The sequence below is a fragment of the Janthinobacterium breve genome (genome assembly GCF_051380895.1).
Taxonomy (GTDB): Bacteria; Pseudomonadota; Gammaproteobacteria; order Burkholderiales; family Burkholderiaceae_D; genus Janthinobacterium.
Genome location: NZ_JBNYXY010000003.1, coordinates 355,237 through 371,590 on the forward strand (window position 1 = coordinate 355,237; position 16,354 = coordinate 371,590).

Annotated in this window: 13 protein-coding genes and 1 pseudogene; 4 read left to right on the plus strand and 10 right to left on the minus strand. The window is 64.0% G+C overall.

Annotated elements, in window-relative coordinates; translation table 11 throughout:
- Positions 1 to 24: 24 nt before the first annotated feature.
- The 9 genes and pseudogenes from ACQ4W0_RS07040 to ACQ4W0_RS07080 all read right to left on the minus strand — a co-directional run bounded on the left by ACQ4W0_RS07040 (position 25) and on the right by ACQ4W0_RS07080 (position 8,717).
- Entirely contained in the window at positions 25 to 903 is an 879-nt protein-coding gene (locus tag ACQ4W0_RS07040) for an AraC family transcriptional regulator (RefSeq protein ID WP_436576099.1), read from the minus strand.
- 58 nt (positions 904 to 961) lie between these two features.
- A pseudogene (locus ACQ4W0_RS07045) lies at positions 962 to 2,050 on the minus strand (ABC transporter ATP-binding protein); the annotation flags it as partial.
- A 2-nt stretch (positions 2,051 to 2,052) separates the two neighbouring features.
- On the minus strand, positions 2,053 to 3,093 hold the full coding sequence (locus ACQ4W0_RS07050; RefSeq protein ID WP_436576100.1) for an NAD(P)-dependent alcohol dehydrogenase: 1,041 nt from the start codon (positions 3,091 to 3,093) through the stop codon (positions 2,053 to 2,055).
- A gap of 10 nt (positions 3,094 to 3,103) precedes the next feature.
- Positions 3,104 to 3,931 (minus strand): carbohydrate ABC transporter permease, encoded by an 828-nt coding sequence (locus ACQ4W0_RS07055; RefSeq protein WP_436576101.1) that lies wholly within the window; start codon positions 3,929 to 3,931, stop codon positions 3,104 to 3,106.
- Entirely contained in the window at positions 3,919 to 4,809 is an 891-nt protein-coding gene (locus ACQ4W0_RS07060; protein WP_436576102.1) for a carbohydrate ABC transporter permease, read from the minus strand. The genes ACQ4W0_RS07055 and ACQ4W0_RS07060 overlap by 13 nt, the downstream gene beginning before the upstream one ends.
- A 120-nt stretch (positions 4,810 to 4,929) precedes the next feature.
- Entirely contained in the window at positions 4,930 to 6,201 is a 1,272-nt protein-coding gene (locus tag ACQ4W0_RS07065) for an ABC transporter substrate-binding protein (protein WP_436576103.1), read from the minus strand.
- A 147-nt stretch (positions 6,202 to 6,348) separates the two neighbouring features.
- On the minus strand, positions 6,349 to 6,879 hold the full coding sequence (locus tag ACQ4W0_RS07070) for a GNAT family N-acetyltransferase (RefSeq protein ID WP_436576104.1): 531 nt from the start codon (positions 6,877 to 6,879) through the stop codon (positions 6,349 to 6,351).
- Between the two features lie 8 nt (positions 6,880 to 6,887).
- Positions 6,888 to 7,406: a GNAT family N-acetyltransferase gene (locus ACQ4W0_RS07075; RefSeq protein ID WP_436576105.1), complete on the minus strand. Its 519-nt coding sequence runs from the start codon at positions 7,404 to 7,406 to the stop codon at positions 6,888 to 6,890.
- Between the two features lie 36 nt (positions 7,407 to 7,442).
- Positions 7,443 to 8,717: an amidohydrolase family protein gene (locus ACQ4W0_RS07080; RefSeq protein ID WP_436576106.1), complete on the minus strand. Its 1,275-nt coding sequence runs from the start codon at positions 8,715 to 8,717 to the stop codon at positions 7,443 to 7,445.
- Between the two features lie 383 nt (positions 8,718 to 9,100).
- Between ACQ4W0_RS07080 and ACQ4W0_RS07085 the strand changes: the two genes are divergently transcribed.
- The 4 genes from ACQ4W0_RS07085 (at position 9,101) to ACQ4W0_RS07100 (ending at position 15,955) form a co-directional block, all read left to right on the plus strand.
- Positions 9,101 to 9,991 carry a phasin family protein gene (locus tag ACQ4W0_RS07085; protein WP_436576107.1) on the plus strand — a complete coding sequence of 297 codons (891 nt, stop codon included), beginning with the start codon at positions 9,101 to 9,103 and terminating at the stop codon, positions 9,989 to 9,991.
- A 177-nt stretch (positions 9,992 to 10,168) separates the two neighbouring features.
- On the plus strand, positions 10,169 to 11,920 hold the full coding sequence (locus ACQ4W0_RS07090) for an ABC transporter ATP-binding protein (protein ID WP_436576108.1): 1,752 nt from the start codon (positions 10,169 to 10,171) through the stop codon (positions 11,918 to 11,920).
- Entirely contained in the window at positions 11,910 to 13,718 is a 1,809-nt protein-coding gene (locus ACQ4W0_RS07095; RefSeq protein WP_436576109.1) for an ABC transporter ATP-binding protein, read from the plus strand. The genes ACQ4W0_RS07090 and ACQ4W0_RS07095 overlap by 11 nt, the downstream gene beginning before the upstream one ends.
- Before the next feature lie 182 nt (positions 13,719 to 13,900).
- Positions 13,901 to 15,955, plus strand: a complete 2,055-nt coding sequence (locus ACQ4W0_RS07100) for a GGDEF domain-containing protein (RefSeq protein WP_436576110.1) — start codon at positions 13,901 to 13,903, stop codon at positions 15,953 to 15,955.
- 45 nt (positions 15,956 to 16,000) lie between these two features.
- Here ACQ4W0_RS07100 and ACQ4W0_RS07105 read toward each other — a convergent pair whose 3' ends face one another.
- Positions 16,001 to 16,330 (minus strand): hypothetical protein, encoded by a 330-nt coding sequence (locus tag ACQ4W0_RS07105; protein ID WP_436576111.1) that lies wholly within the window; start codon positions 16,328 to 16,330, stop codon positions 16,001 to 16,003.
- Positions 16,331 to 16,354: the final 24 nt, after the last annotated feature.

A 16,354-nucleotide genomic window follows, 5' to 3' on the forward strand; every position in this document is an offset into this window, starting at 1 on the left:
CATAAAAAAAGTAAAAACGGGCGGTCAGGAAAACGACTCCGGCATGTTCATGTGCAGGCAGGAGCGGAATTTCGACGGCGACATCTGCTTGTGGGCCAGGAACTGGCGGTTGAAATTAGAGAGATTGTTAAAGCCGGTGCGGTAGCAGATATCGGTGACCTTCATGTCCGTGTTCATCAGCAGCTCGCAAGCCAGCGCGATGCGTTCCTGGTTGACGTAATGGATGAAGGAGGTGCCCGTGTGCTTGCGGAAGAAACGCGTAAACTTCAGCGTATTCATCTCCGCCACGTCGGCCACGTCCTGCTCGCAGAAATCCAGGGTGATGTTCTGCTTGATGTAGGCGAGCACCAGGTTGATGGTCGAGGACATGTAGCGCCCCGCCTGCGCCAGGTAGGTGACGCTGGCCAGCGGGCGCCGTTCGCGGCAATCGCACAGGTCGCCGAACAGGCGCGCGAACAGTTCCACCCGGCGCGGTCCCTGCGCCGTCGTCAGCTCCTGCAGCAGCGGCGCCAGGCGCAGGCCCAGCGCATCAGGAAACTGCAAGCCCCTGCCCGCCTCGCCCAGCAGGGTCTTCAACGGCGCCATTTCCGGGAACAGCAGCGCGCAGCGCTCGACGAAGTCGCTGGAAAACTGCAGCACCAGGTCGCGCGCCGGCAGCTGCACGCCCTCGGCCAGCTCGCTGACCCAGTTGTGCGGCAAATTCGGTCCCGTCAGCACCAGGTTGCCCGGCGCATAACTGCCGATATGGTCGCCGACAAAGAATTTTCCCGTCGACGTGGTGATGATGTGCAGCTCGTACTCCGGGTGAAAATGCCATTTCGCCACGACATGCGGATAGCCGTGCGCCCACGCGCGAAACGATTCGTGGATCGGTTTGTGGATCAGTTCCAGGTCAGGCGTCACGGCAGTTCCCTTGCGCGGTCTCGGTCACCCTATTCTAACCACTTACCACCAGGGCCAGCCCGCTGTCGGCGTCGAACAGATGCATGTGTTCCTCGTCGAAAGCCAGCGCCAGGGTCTGGCCTACCTGCGCCGCACTGTTGGCCGCATTCGCCGGCAGCAGGGCCGACAGGCTCAAGGCGCCGCACTGGAAGCTGATCAGCGCTTCCGCGCCCAGCAGCTCGACCAGGTCGATCACGCACGCCAGGCCATGCGTACCTGGCTGCTGCTCCGGCAGCGCCGCGCGCAAGTGGTTCGGCCGCAGACCGAAGACCACGCGCGTGCCCGCCCGCAGCGCCGCGTAGCGGGAAGAAATCAATGGCCAACGGTAGCCGGCGCACACGAGCACCGTTTGGCCACCCTCTTTTTCGACGACGCCATCGATGAAGTTCATGGCCGGCGTGCCGATGAAGCCGGCCGCGAACAGGGTGCGCGGATGGTTGTACAGTTCCGCCGGCGTGCCGATCTGCTCGATATGCCCGCCCTTCATCAGCACCACCCGGTCGGCCAGCGTCATGGCCTCGAGCTGGTCGTGCGTCACGTACAAAGTAGTCGTGCGCAGGCGGCGGTGCAATCGCTTGATGTCGGCGCGCAGCTGCGCGCGCAGCTTGGCATCGAGGTTCGACAGCGGCTCATCGAACAGGAATACCTGCGGCGTCTTGATCATGGCGCGCGCGATGGCCGTGCGCTGCTGCTGGCCGCCCGACATGGCGCGCGGCTTGCGCTCAAGCAGGCTGTCCAGGCTGAGGATGGCCGCCACCTCGCGCACGCGGCGTTCAATTTCATCGTTCGGCACCTTCAGGCGGCGCAGGCCGAAGGCGATATTGTCGTACACCGTCATGTGCGGATACAGCGCGTAGTTCTGGAACACCATCGCCACGTTGCGCGCGCGCGGCGGCAAGTCGTTGACGATGGCGCCGCCGATCAGCAGCTCGCCGCCGCTGATGTCTTCCAGTCCCGCGATCATGCGCAGCAGGGTCGATTTGCCGCAGCCCGATGGCCCCAGCAGGACGATGAATTCACCGTCGTCTATCTCCAGGTCGAACGGCTGCAGCACGGCCGTCTTCTCGTCATAAGTCTTGTGCAGCTGCCTGCAGGCGATGTTTGCCATGATTAGTCTCCTGCCAGTTCAATTTGTATCTTGACGTCGCGCGGATGGCCCTGGGCCGCTTCCTCGAACGCCTGTACGCCGTCGGCGAAGCCGAAGGTGCGCGAAATGAAGGGCTTGACGTCGATCTTGCCCGAGGCTAGCAAGGCGATGGCGCGCGGGAAGATGTTCGCGTAGCGGAACACCGACTCGATGCGCACTTCCTTGGCCTGGATAGCAACGATATCGAAAGGGACATTCTCGGGTGGCATGCCGACCAGCACCAGGCAGCCGTTCGGGCACAGCAGGTCGACGATGTTGTCGTAGGCGCGCATGCTGCCGCTGGCCTCGAAAACGATGTCGGCGCCCCAGCCGTCCGTCAGCGTGCGCACCGTGTCCGCCAGGCTGGCTTGGCGCACGTCGATCGTGGTCACGGCGGGATTGCCGGCAAACAGGGCCAGTTTTTCCGGCACCAGGTCGGCCAGGATCACGCGCGAGCAGCCGCCCGCCAGCGCGGCCAGCGCGTTCATGGCGCCGATGGTGCCGGCGCCGATCACCACCGCCACGTCGCCCGGCTTGATGGCCGCCTTCTTCGCCGCCTGCAAGCCGATGGCCAGCGGCTCGACGATGGCGCCTTCGCCAAAGCTGACGTTATCGGGCAGCTTGAAGGTAAATGCGGCCGGATGCACGACATACGGCGTGAGGCAGCCGTGGATGGGCGGCGTGGCCCAGAAGCGCACGGCAGGATCCAGGTTGTACAGGCCGCGCATGGTGGCCGGCGAATCGAACTGCGGCACGCCCGGCTCCATGCAGACCCTGTCGCCCACTTTCAGGTGGGCCACTTCTGCGCCCACCTCGGCCACCACGCCGGACGCCTCATGACCGAGCACCATCGGCGCTTCGACGGCGAAGGAGCCGATCTTGCCGTGCTTGAAATAGTGCACATCGCTGCCGCAAATGCCGACCGTGTGGATCTTGATCTTTACGTCGCGCGGGCCGACGACGAGCGGCACGTCGATGTCGCGCAGGGTGATGGAATGCGCCTTTTCCAGTACGAGTGCTTGCATGATGAATTCCTTATTTATGTTTGAGCATGGAGTTGAGCAGCCGTCCCAGGATGCCGACGAACAGCAGCGGCGGCAGCGCCAGCAGCACGGTGGAAGCGTTCACCACGCCCCACGGCACTTCTTGCCCCATCGAGGTGAAGGCCGACGCCACCACGGGCAGCGTCATGCTCTTCGACGAGGTGAGCGCCAGCGCGATCATCAGTTCATTCCAGACCAGCACGAAACTGAAGACGATGCCGCCCATCAGGGTCTTCGAGGCCACCGGCAGGGCCACGTGCCAGAACACCTGGTAAGGGCCGTAGCCATCGAGCGCCGCTGCTTCCTCGATCTCCTTCGGGATACGGGCAAAGGCAGGAATCGACAGCCAGATGATGGTCGACAGGGTCACCAGCAGATACGTCACCACCATCGACAGGCGCGAGTCGTACAGGCCCAGGTCGATCCAGATCGAGATCAGGGGAATGGCAACGGCAACGGGCGGCAGGAAGCGCAAGGACAGCAGGAAGAACTGGATATCCTTCTTGGCCGGAATCGGATAGCGGGCGATCGCGTACGCGGCCGGCACGCCCAGCACGGCGCCCAGCAACACAGCCACGCCGACGATGGCCACGCTGTTGCCCAGCCCCGTCAGCACTTCCGGGCTGGCCAGCACCTGCTGGTAGTTGGCCAGTGTCGGGCTGAAGAAAAAGCGCGGCACGGGCGTGACAATATCCATCAGCTCCTTGAAGGAATTGAGCACGGCCCACAGGATGGGGAAGAGTGCTACCAGGACAATGACGGTGGTAATGGCGGTGGTGGTGGCATGGTCCACGCCGCGCCGAACAGTTAATTTTCCCATTTGGCGACCCGCTTCCAGAGTAAAGTGAAGATGACAGTCGTGGCCAGCATCATCAGCACGGCCATGCTGGACGCATACGACACCTTGCCCATCAAGCCGATGCCTTGCGCATACGCATACATGTCCAGCGTTTCGGTGGAGATGCCAGGACCGCCCTTGGTCATCACGTAGATCAGGTCGAACGAGCGCAACGACTCGACCATCTTGATGAACACGAGGCTCATGATGGGCACCTTCAGCATCGGCAGCGCGATGTAGGCATACACCTGGATCGTGCTGGCGTAATCGAGGCGCGCCGCTTCCAGCGGTTCGGCGGGCAGGGTTTCCAGCAGTTTCAGGATGACGGCGCCGAAGAACAGGCCCCACTGCCAGATGTCGACCAGGGCCACCGCGTACAGGGCCGTGGCGGGATCGGACAGCAAGGCCGTGCCGCCCAGGCCCACGCATTCCAGCAGCCAGTTGAGGATGCCCATCAGCGGCGAATACATGAACTTCCAGATGAAGGCGGCCGACACGCGCGGCAGCAGCACGGGCACGATCAGCATCAGCGCAAGAAGATCACGCGTGCGGCCCTTGATTCTCTCGAACAGGAACACGGCCAGCAACACGCCGACGAGCAGCGAGCCGGCCACGGTGACCACTTCCCATATGGCCGACACCTGCACGGCGTTGACGAAGCGGCGGTCGCCGAACAGGCGGAGAAAATTGGCAAAGCCGACGTAGTCGCTGTCGCTGTAGCGCAGCACGCGGTTTTGCAGGGCCAGGTTGATGGCGGCGATGCTGGGCACCAGGCCCAGTATCAGCAGGACCAGCAGCGGCAGCGTCAGGAACACGGCCGGAAGCCAGGTGTGGCGTTTCTTGCGGATAGTATGCGGCATGGTGATGGCTTTCAAACGAGAACGGACAAGCGCTGGCGTTACCCCAAAAGCAAGAGCCGGGGTCAGACCCGTCGGGTCTGACCCCTGGTTTTAGCTGGTGGAGTCGTTGGCGATATGGGCTTATTTACGCTTGCTGGCCCGTTGCATCACTTCCGTCGCGTACTCATTGGCCTCATCGAGCGCGCTCTGCACGTCGCCGCGCGTGCCCGTAAACACTTCTTCCAGCACCACGCCCAAGTTGTCGCCGATGTCCGGCCATTCCGGACTAGGCCAGATAGTGACGCGCGAGACGGGCGTGGTGTCCGTCAGGCCCGCCTGGATCTGCGGCTTGACGTGCTTGCGGAAGTAGTCGCTGTTGATGGTGCTGCTGCGGTTGTAGTCGCTGAAGACGTTGTCCTTCAGGCGCGCCTGTTCCTGCGCCTTGCCCGTGGCAAAAGCGATGAACTTGCCGGCTGCCTGGCGCGTGCACTCATCCTTGGCGCCCGTGGCGGAGATGGCCAGGCCGTGGCCGTAGGCGGCCGACGCCAGCGGCGCGGGCGGGCGCACATAGCCGACCTTGTCGACCACCGAGGATTTTTTCGGGTCTTCCATCCAGTCGGCAAATGGCGTCGACTCGATCATGAAGGCCACCTTGCCCGACCTGAACGCTTCGAGCGCGTTGCTCCAGTCGTAGGTGGCGCCGCCCGGCGGCGAGTACTTGAACAGGTCGCGGTACAGGGTGGTCGCTTTCACTGCCTGCGGCGAATTGAAGGTCGGCACGCCATTGTTTTCCCACTTGCCGCCGGCCGCCAGCATGAACGGCGCCCAGCGCCATACATTCATGCCCGAGCCGCGCTGGCCCCGCGCCGCCCATCCGTACACGTTCGGCGGGCTATTGAGTTTTTTCACGGCGGCGACCAGTTCGTCGAGCGTCTTCGGCACGGCGATACCGGCCTTTTCCAGCAGGTCGCGGCGGTAGAACAGGAAGTCGCTGCCGCCGATCAGGGGCGCGAAATACGCCACGCCCTTGTACGAGGCAACGGCGCGGCGGCCTGGCAGGAAGTCGTCGTAGTCGGCCTCCTTGGGCAGGTATTTGAGCAGAGGAACAACCCAGCCGGCAGTGGCAAATTCGGCCACGTTGGCTTCGTCGATGTAATAGATCTGGTAGGAGCCGGCCTTGGTGGAAGCGTCGAGGCGGGCCTTGGAGCGGCGATCGTTTTCGCCGAAATAGCTGATTTGAACCTTGGTGCCGCTTTTCTTTTCATACTCGGCCAGGGTCTTTTCCATCACCGTCAGGCCCAGGCTCTTTTGCGCCAGCACCTTGATCACGGGTACCGAGCAGCTTTGCGCCGAGGCGTCCGCAAACCCGGCGGACATGAGGGCGCCCCATGCAACAGCAGTCATGATTTTCATAACACGTCTCCATTTTTATAGTCCGGCGGTCTTCCACCGGTATGTCCACTATAAAAACAAAGACTGCGCGCCACCACTACAAAAGGCGCGGCTTTCTAAATACTTTTTTTCACTTATGTTTCACTTCGCCGATATGGATTTTCCGCCTTAATCCTGGCGAAAATCCTTGCGGTAGATATTCGTCTCCCTGCCCTCCGGTGGCAGGCGCGAGAAACGTTCGAAGCGCAGTCCCAGCTTGTTGAGCAGCTTGATCGATGCCTGGTTCTGCTGCGAGGTGATGCCGAACACGGTGGCCAGGCCCAGTGCGTGCTGCGCATGGCGCATGATGGCGGCCGCCGCCTCGTAGGCATAGCCCTGCCCCCAGTAAGCAGGGCGCACGGCATAGCCGATATCGGGGCCAGGCAGGCTGTCGCGGCGCACCAGGCCGCCCATGCCCACCAGCGCGCCGTCGCTGAGACGTTCGAGGATGTACAGGCAATAGCCATGCTCGCGGAACTGCGCCATCGGCCCTGCTGCCAGGGCCGCGCGGGCCGCTTCCAGCGTGTGGATATTGCGCTGGCCGATGTTGGCGATCCACGACGGGTCGTTGACCAGTTCCATGTAAAACGCCGCATCGTCGGGCGTGACGGTGCGCAGGCGCAAACGAGGCGTCTCGATGACGGTGATCGACTCTGTCATGGCGCCGCTCATGCCGGCCACTGCATCGGGTCGGTCAGCAGCTGGTACATCACGTAGGCGTCGACATAGCCCAGTTGCGCGTGGCGGTAGGCCAGCGGCAGGGTGGCGACGACGCTGAAGCCCAGCTTTTTCCACAGGGTGACGGCGGCCAGGTTGGTGCTGACGACGAAGTTGAACTGCATCGCCAGGAAGCCGGCGCGGCGCGCTTCTTCCATGCAGTGCACGCCCAGCAGGCGGCCCACGCCCACGCCCTGCGCGGCCGGATCGACCATGAACGAGGCATTGGCCACGTGCGATCCATGGCCCGGCTGGTTCGCCACCAGCTTGTACATGCCCAGCAGGCGCTCGCTGCCCATCACGGCGACATAGCTTTGCACGCCAGGGCCGAACCAGTAAGCGTGGCACTCTTCGCGCGAGGTATCGGCGGGGAAGGTATAGGTGTCGCCGCCGGCCACCAGGGTCTGGAAAATCGGCCACATGGCCTCGAAGTCGGATTCCAGGGCAGGACGGATATCAATTTCTTTCAAGGCGGTGCTCCCGATAACAAGTTATGGCAGATTGTATCAGCGCCCCAGGCGGAAATTGACCGTCTCGGGCCGGCCCGGCAGTTGCAACCGGGCCCCGGCGCGCGGCGCCTCGCTGACGACTTTCCCGCGCCGCAGCACCAGGCGCCGCGCGGCGCGCAGGCGCAGCGCTTCCACCGTGGAGCCGCAATCGAGGATCAGCAAGTCCGCATGGCAGCCGGGCGCAATGCCGTAGCCATCGAGGCCCAGGATGCGCGCCGGCGTTTCCGTCACCGCCAAAAAGCACTCGTGCATGGCTTGCTGCCCCGTCATCTGCGCCACGTGCAGTCCCATGTGCGCCACTTCCAGCATGTCGCCCGAACCGAGGCTGTACCACGGGTCCATCACGCAGTCGTGGCCAAAGGCGACGGGAATGCCGGCGGCCAGCATCTCGGGCACGCGCGTCATGCCGCGCCGCTTCGGATACGTATCGTGGCGCGCCTGCAGGGTGATGTTGATGAGGGGGTTGGCAATCGCCGCCACGCCCGCCTCGCGGATCAGGGGCAAGAGCTTGCTCACATAATAATTGTCCATCGAATGCATGGACGTCAGGTGCGAGCCCGTCACCCTGCCCTGCATGCCAAGGCGCTGGCTGTGGAAGGCCAGCGTTTCGATATGGCGCGACAGCGGGTCGTCCGACTCGTCGCAATGCATGTCCACCATCAGGCCACGTTCGCAGGCGAATTCGCACAGCAGGCGCACGGATTCGGCACCGTCGGCCATGGTGCGCTCGAAATGCGGGATGCCGCCCACCACGTCGACGCCCATGGCAATCGCGCGCTTCAGGTTATCGAAGGCGCCGGGGCTACGCAGGATGCCATCCTGCGGAAAGGCCACCAGTTGCAAGTCGAGGTAGGGCGCCACCTGGCGCTTGACGTCGAGCAGCGCTTCCACGGCCAGCAGGCGTGGGTCGCAGATATCCACATGCGAGCGGATGGCCAGCAGTCCCCGCGCCACGGCCCAGTCGCAATACTGCAGGGCGCGTTGCACCAGGGCGTCCTGCGTCAGTTGCGGCTTCAGTTCGCCCCACAAGGCGATGCCTTCCAGCAAAGTTCCGGACGCGTTCACGCGCGGCAAGCCATAGCTGAGCGTGGCGTCCATGTGGAAGTGCGCATCGACAAACGGCGGCGTGACGAGGTCGCCTGCGGCGTCGATCTCCTGCGCGCCCTGCACCGGCAAGGCGGGGCCGACGGCGGCGATGCGGCCATCCTCGATGGCGATATCGATGGCGCGGCGCCCATCGGGCAGGCTGGCATTGCGGATGACAAGGTCCATGTGGACACTCCTTTGCTTGACTACAGTGCCTGGTGCGTCCAGTTAATTGCTATTTAATACACTTCCATGGGATGTTGCAGTGCACGAATGCAGTCACTGGCAAAAGCATAGCCATAGATACGCTGACAACACCTTGCGCGTGCGCAAACTTCCCACAAATGCTGCCAGGCGCATGAATTGGGCAAGAACACGCCACAGGGCCTGAATAAAATAACTTTCAACTAACTCGAATCACCGCTAGAATATTCATATTGCGTTGCATCATAATCAGTCCATGATCAGCTGTTCAGCACGCTACCCACTTTACAAAACGCGGCCAACTCTGGTTTTCGGGATTTTGCAGAGCGTTTTGCCAGCATTTTAATCCGTACAAAGGAGTAAATATGTTTCCGCTTCCAGAACAATTTTCCAGCGCCGCCAAATCGCAACTGGAAAACCAGCTGCAAATCTTCAACACCCTGACCAGCAAAGTCTTCGAAAGCGCCGAGAAAATCATCGCCCTGAACCTGAACGCAGGCAAGGCTGCCCTGTCGCACACGGCAGAAACGGCGCAGCACCTGCTGGCAACGCAGGACCCGCGCGACTTCTTCAGCTACAGCACCAGCCAGGCGCAGCCGAATATCGAAAGCGTGCTGGCGTACAGCCGCCAGCTGTTCGGCATCGCCTCGAGCACCCAGGCTGAATTGCTGGCCTCGGCCAAGGCCCGCCTCGATGCCGCCGCACCGGCTGCCGTCCCAGCACCGGCAGCGGCCAAGCCGGCGCTGGCCGTCGTCGCGCCTGCGCCCAAGCCGGCCGCCGCACCGGCGCCGTCGCCAGTGGCGGCAGCACCTGCGCCCGCCGCCAAGCCTGCGCCAGCCAAGCCGGTCGAAGTGGCCAAGCCTGCCGCCAAGGCAGCACCGGCCCCCGCCACTTTTGCTGCGCCAGCAGCCAAGCCAGCGCCTGCGCCTGCCAAGGTCGCCGAGAAGGTTGCCGACAAGCCCGCCGTGAAAGCAGTCGAAGCCAAGCCTGAAGCAGTCAAGCCAGCATCTGCCCCCGCCACCGCCGCTGCGCCAGTGAAAGCCGCCGCACCAGCCCCCGCCAAGCCGGCAGCCAAGCCATTTCCTTCCAGCAAACCGGTCGCCAAGCCGGCCAGCGCCGCCGGCAAGACCGTGGCCAAGGTTGCCGTGAAGCCCCCTGCGCCAGCCGCCAAGCCGGCAGCCAAGGTAGCGCCCAAGGGCACGCCATCGAAACAGCTCGACATGCTGGGCGGCGGCAAAGGCAGCGGCCGCAAGTAAGACCGCAGCTTAAGGCGGAAGCAGCGCCGCAACATGCAACACAACGGGCTACGGCCCGTTTTTTGCGTGCCCGTCCACAGCGCAGTTTTCCGCCTTGTTGTATCCTACGCGTACTTTCCGTCCGCGTGCCCGTCCTTCCGCCCCGCGACACCCCATTACTAAAAACAAAAGGTAACCATGAGTTTATCGAGGCTCATCGCCGGCTTCGTGCGTCAGCATTGGCCGGCGTATGCCGCCGCCGCCGTCATGCTGACAGGCGTGGCAACACTGACCGTCTGGATTCCCCGCCGCGTGGGCGCCATCATCGACGCGCTGGCCGCGCACCGCATGACGGCTGCCGAACTGTGGCTTGAGCTGCTGACCCTGCTCGCCGTCGGCGTCGTCATCTATTTCCTGCGCGTGGGCTGGCGCATCACCCTGTTCAAGGCCGCCTACCAGCTGGGCGTGATGCTGCGCACGCGCTTCTACACGCGCATGTCGCAGCAGGGCGCGGCGTTTTACCAGAACCAGCGCACGGGCGACCTGATGGCGCTGGCGACGAACGACATCGACGCCATCGAAATGGCCGCCGGAGAAGCCATGCTGGCCGGCTTCGACGGCACCCTGACCTTGCTGATGGTGCTGGGCATCATGCTGCTGGGCGTGGACTGGCGCCTGGCCTGCATCGCCCTCTTGCCCTTTCCCCTGATGGGACTGGCCTTCTGGCGCATTTCCAGCCATATCCATACTGCGTCGACGGATTCATTGAATCGCTTTTCCGCGCTGAACGACCATGTGCAGGAATCGCTGTCGGGCGTACGCACCCTGCGCGCGCTGGGCCTGGAAGAGCGCAGCAGCCAGCAGTTCTCCACCCTGGCCGGCCATGCAGCCAACGCCAGCCTGACGGCGCAGCGCTGGGAAGCGGCGTATGAACCGGCCGTCGGCCTGACCCTGACGGCCGCCACTGCGCTGACCCTGGGCCTGGGCGGCTACCTGGTGTGGCACGATCAATTGACCATCGGCGCGCTGACCAGCTTTTCCATGTACCTGGGCCAGCTGATCTGGCCCATGTTCGCCGCCGGCTGGGTACTCTCGCTGATCGAACGGGGCCGCGCCGCCTGGCAGCGGCTGCAGCCGATGCTGGACGCGCCGCTGGCCATCGACGACCATGGCAGCATCGCCACGCTCACGCCCGGCCCATTGCAACTGACGGACATCGGCTTCGCCTATGCGGGCCAGACGGCACCAGCCTTGTCGCACATCTCGCTGCGCTTGCAGCCGGGCCAGACCCTGGGTCTGGTCGGCCCCACGGGCAGCGGCAAGTCGACCCTGCTGCGCGTGCTGCTGCGCCAGGTCACGCCGCAATCGGGCACGGCCACGTGGAATGGCCAGCCGCTCGATGCATATACCCTGCATGCGCTGCGCGCGGCCATCAGCTGGGTGCCGCAGGAGTCGTTTTTATTCTCCGCCACCATCGCCGACAATATCGCCCTGGCCCGTCCCGGCGCCACGCGCGAGGAAGTGGAACGGGCGGCGCAGCTGGCCGACATCCACGCCGATATTTTGCAATTCCCCGACGGCTACGCCACCCACGTGGGCGAAAAGGGCATCACTCTGTCCGGCGGCCAGCGCCAGCGCGTGGCGATTGCCCGCGCCCTGCTGGCCGACAACGGCTTGCTGCTGCTCGACGATGCTTTATCCGCCGTCGACACGGGCACGGAAACGCGCATCCTGCAGCACCTGGAAGAACTGCGCCGCAAGCGTCCCGAGCGCAGCGCCATCATCGCCAGCCACCGCCTGAGCGCCGTCGTCAACGCGGACCTGATCCTGGTGCTGCGCGATGGCCATGTGACGGAAACGGGCAGCCACGACGCGCTGATGCAGCGCGATGGCTGGTACGCCAGCCAGTGGCGCTATCAACAACTGGAGGCCAGCCTCGATGCCATCTAAGACCGACCAAGCCAACGCCGCCACGCAATCCGTGCGCCGCCAGGCCGCGCAAGCCATCGGCCTGCTGCGCCGCGCCGCCGCGCCCGACCTGCGCCATTTATATTGGGCCACGTTCTGGCTGATCCTCGCCGCCGCCCTCGAAGTAACGGGTCCCATCCTGGGCAAAGCCCTGATCGACCAGCATCTGCTGCCGCGCCACCTGGACTGGACGCGCATGTCATTGCTGCTGGGCGGCTGCCTGCTGACGGGCTGGGTCGCTTCCGGCCTGCGCTACCTGCAGCTGGTGCGCCTGTCCGGCCTGGCCATGCGCTCCGTGCAGCGCCTGCGCGAAACCGTCTACCAGCACGTGCTGCGCCTGCCCATGGCCTTTTTCGACCGCGCCATCACGGGGCAATTGGTCAGCCGCGTCACGAATGACACGGAAGCGGTGAAATCGCTGTACGTGCAAGTGCTGTTCGTCATCCTCGACAGCTCCATCGTCCTGGTCGGCACCATGGCCGCCATGGCCTTCCTCGACTGGCGTTTGATGCTGATCGTGCTGGCCCTGCTGCCGGCCGTGCTGCTCATCGTCTTTTTGTACCAGCGCTGGAGCGCGCCGGCCGTCACGCGCGCGCGCGCGCTGCGCAGCGAAATCAACGGGCAGATCGCCGAATCGATCGGCGGCATGAGCGTGCTGCAGGCGAATAACGCGGAAAAGCGCTTCGGCGCGCGCTTCGCGGGCATCAACCAGGACCACTACACGGCGCGCATGCAGGAATTGCGCGCCAACGCCTGGCTGCTGCGCCCCGCGCTCGACATGCTCAACATCGTGCTGCTGGCCGTCGTCATCTTCAGCTTCGGCCAGCGCGACATGGGCGCCGTGGAAGTGGGCGTGCTGTATGCGTTCATCAGCTACATCGCGCGCGTAATCGAGCCCTTGATCCAGATCACCATGCAATTCAGCCAGCTGCAACAGTCGGTGGTGGCCACGGCGCGCGTCTCGGCCCTGCTGGACGAAGCGCAGGCGCTGGAACATGCGCCGAAAAGGGAAACACCAGCCCTGCGGCATGCGAAAGCGGAGATCGACGTGCCCGCCGTGGACATCGCGCACCTGACGTTCGCCTACGTGGAAAACCAGCCCGTGCTGCACGACCTGTCGCTGACCATTCCGCAAGGCGCGTTTTTTGGCATCGTCGGCCACACGGGCAGCGGCAAGTCGACTTTGCTGTCACTGCTGCTGCGCTTTTATCCCGTCACGCAGGGCAGCATCGCCATCAATGGCGTCGCCCTCGACAGCATCGACAACGAGCATTTCCGCGCCGATGTGGGCCTGGTGCCGCAAGATCCTTTCCTGCTGGCCGCCTCGGCGCGCGAAAACATCGACATGGGCCGCGGCTATACGCAGGCGCAGATCGAGACGGCGGCGCGCGCCGCGCATGCGCACGACTTCATCGCGGCGCTGGAACACGGCTACGACACGCCGCTGGGCGAAGGCGGCTCGCGCCTGTCGTCGGGACAAAAGCAACTGATCGCGATTGCCCGCGCGCTGGCCGGCCAGCCGCGCATTTTGCTGCTCGATGAAGCGACCTCGCGCATCGATAGCCAGACGGAGCAGATCGTGCAGCTGGCCCTCAACGAATTGCGCGGCAAGGTGACCATCATCGCCATCGCCCACCGCCTGTCGACCATCCGCGAGGCGGACCGGATCATCGTGCTCAACCATGGCCGCATCACGGAAGCGGGACCGCACGAGGAACTGATGCAGATCGAGGGCGGCCTGTACCAGCGCCTGTATCTGCTGCAGCAGCTGGCCCAATAATGACGTCTTGTCAATGCCGACAGTGTGCACTTTCACACATTTCTGCACCCCGCATGATATTTCTTGATTGCAACAGAATATAATCGTTGCAGACAGTGGGTCATTGCGGGGGCGGGACGTTGGCAGGCAGACAGAGACGGGCATCATGGCGAAAGGCGCATTGGCTGCTGGTACTGGCCTGCATGCTGCCGCCCGCCGCCCGTGCCCAGGTCAGCAACCTTGAGCAGCATATCGCCGCCGTGCGCGAGGATGGCCGCTTCGTGCCCGCGCGCGCCCTCGAACGACTGCAAGAAGTGGAAACGCAGGCGCGCAGTGCGCCCTTGCCAGTGCGCGCAGAATTCCTCACCCAACTGAGCACCGTCCGCATGCGCCTGGGGCAGAACGACCTCGCCATGCAGCTGGCCGAGGAGCTGATCGCCTACGCCCGCTTGAACAAGAACGACGTGGCGTTGGCGAAAGGCATCCTCTGCAAGGCCTACATCACGTTTGCCCTGAACGAACGCCGTGCCTCGCACCTGCTGGCCTTCGAAGCGGAAAAGATCGCCAACCGCACGGACGACCTGCCCGTGCGCGTGCAGGCCACCATCAGCGCGGGCCAGTCGTGGGCCGAGGAAGGCAATTTTCCGTTCGCGCTGGCCAAGCTGCAGGCGGCCGTGGACCTGGCGCGCCAGAGCAATTCCCCTTCCAGCCTGGCCGCCGCCCTGAATGCCCTCACCCTGCTGTACACGCAGATGCGCGAATACAACAAGGGCTTCGAAGTGCTCGACGAGCTGCTGGCCGTCTCCGCCACCCTGGCATCACCGGGTCGCATGGCACAGGCGAAGAATACGGAATACGGGCTGGCGCTCGATGCACAACAGCCGCAACGGGGCCAACGCGCCCTGCTGGCGGCCCTGGCGCTGGAACGCCAGTTGGGCGCCCGCGGCATGGTGGCCGTTACCCTCGTCAATCTGTCGGACAGCTATCTGAAGGAAAACGACTACACGCGCGCCCTGCGCTATGCGAATGAAGCCATCACGGCGGGGCGCCTGGTCAACAATGAACAGGTGGAGGCGACGGCGCGCCTGAACATCGGCCAGGCGCTGATCGGCCAGGGACGCCTGCAGGAAGGCAAGCAAAGCGTGGCCACGGGCCTGGCCTACTACGAGCGCACGGCCAACCAGCCGGACATGCAAGCCGTGCTGCTGGAATACGGCATGGCGCTGGAAAAGGCCGGTGACATGCGCGGCGCCGTCACGGCGTACCACCGCGAACGGGGCATTTCCAACCAGTTGTTCGAGAAGCAGCGGCAAAAGGCCCTGTATGAATTGCAAGAAAAGTATGAGGCGGAGAAGAAACAGCGCCAGATCGAGCTGCTGAGCCGCGAGAATCAGCTGAAGAGCACGGAAATCGACAACCGCCGCCTGCAGCAGCGCGTATGGTGGTTGCTGGCGTTGGTGCTGGCCATGGCGTCCGTCATCGTCGGCTTGCTGTACCGCAAGGTGCGCCACGCGAACGTACAGCTGAAAGTCAAGAACCAGGAACTCAAGCGCCAGAGCTCGCGCGACCCGCTGACGGCCCTGTATAACCGCCGCCACTTCCAGGAATTCATGCGCAGCCATGCGGGCAAGCCGCTACCGGCCTACGGCGGCGCCGATGTCGTGGGTGCGCTGTTCCTGCTCGATGTCGACCATTTCAAGCACATCAACGACCGTTACGGCCATGCGGCGGGCGACTTGGTGCTGACGACGATCGCCGAAACGCTGCACGAGGTGCTGCGCGAAACGGACATGATCGTGCGCTGGGGTGGCGAAGAATTCCTCGCCTTCCTGCCTGCCGTCGCGCGCGACGGGCTCGACGATATCGCGCGGCGCATCCTCAATGGCGTCGCCGCGCAAGACGTCCACTACCAGGGGCAGGCCATCCAGGTGCACGTTTCCGTGGGCTTTGCGCCCTATCCGCTGGCGCCGCAGGGGCGGCCGCTCACGTGGGAACGCAGCGTCAACCTGATCGACATGGCGCTCTACTTGGCCAAGGCGCACGGGCGCAACCGGGCGTATGGCTTGCGTGGTTTTCAGCAGGTGGAAAGAACGACCCTGGAAGCGGTGGAGCAAGACCTGGAGCGCGCGTGGCGCGACGGCTTTGTCGATTTGAGCGTGGTGCTGGGGGGAACGGATGGGATGGACAAGACGGGGGCGAAAACGGCGGAGCCGGGCGGCAATGCCAGCGATGGCATCGCTGCAGCTGCCATCACCTGACGGCAGCTGCGGGGGCCGGGCCGGCAGCTGCCGGCCCTGGCGCGATTACTTGTGCGCGGCGTCCTGCATCTTTTCGCCGGCTTTTTCCACTTTCTTGCCGACGGCATCGGCCGCTTCGCTCATTTTCTTGTCGGCGTCAGCGGCGACCTGATCCATCTTGGCGCCCGTATCGGAAGCGGCCTGGCTCACGGCGGCATCGGCTTTGCCAGCGGCGGCCTTGATGTCGGCTTCAGCCTTGGCAGCGGCCGCATCGATCTTCTGGCCAGCTTGTTCCGCAGGACCCGCAGCGACATCGCTCTTCTTCTGGCAGGCAGCCAGTGCCACAACCATCATCCCGGCGGCGCACACGGTCATCCAATTTTTGCTTACTTTCATGATATTCCCTTTCATTGTTATCAA

Coding starts and splice junctions, on each gene's coding strand:
- ACQ4W0_RS07050 (WP_436576100.1), bottom strand. CDS start 3,093: ATGCAAGCACTCGTACTGGAAAAGGCGCATTCCATCACCCTGCGCGAC.
- ACQ4W0_RS07055 (WP_436576101.1), bottom strand. CDS start 3,931: ATGGGAAAATTAACTGTTCGGCGCGGCGTGGACCATGCCACCACCACC.
- ACQ4W0_RS07060 (WP_436576102.1), bottom strand. CDS start 4,809: ATGCCGCATACTATCCGCAAGAAACGCCACACCTGGCTTCCGGCCGTG.
- ACQ4W0_RS07065 (WP_436576103.1), bottom strand. CDS start 6,201: ATGAAAATCATGACTGCTGTTGCATGGGGCGCCCTCATGTCCGCCGGG.
- ACQ4W0_RS07070 (WP_436576104.1), bottom strand. CDS start 6,879: ATGACAGAGTCGATCACCGTCATCGAGACGCCTCGTTTGCGCCTGCGC.
- ACQ4W0_RS07080 (WP_436576106.1), bottom strand. CDS start 8,717: ATGGACCTTGTCATCCGCAATGCCAGCCTGCCCGATGGGCGCCGCGCC.
- ACQ4W0_RS07085 (WP_436576107.1), top strand. CDS start 9,101: ATGTTTCCGCTTCCAGAACAATTTTCCAGCGCCGCCAAATCGCAACTG.
- ACQ4W0_RS07090 (WP_436576108.1), top strand. CDS start 10,169: ATGAGTTTATCGAGGCTCATCGCCGGCTTCGTGCGTCAGCATTGGCCG.
- ACQ4W0_RS07095 (WP_436576109.1), top strand. CDS start 11,910: ATGCCATCTAAGACCGACCAAGCCAACGCCGCCACGCAATCCGTGCGC.
- ACQ4W0_RS07100 (WP_436576110.1), top strand. CDS start 13,901: ATGCTGCCGCCCGCCGCCCGTGCCCAGGTCAGCAACCTTGAGCAGCAT.
- ACQ4W0_RS07105 (WP_436576111.1), bottom strand. CDS start 16,330: ATGAAAGTAAGCAAAAATTGGATGACCGTGTGCGCCGCCGGGATGATG.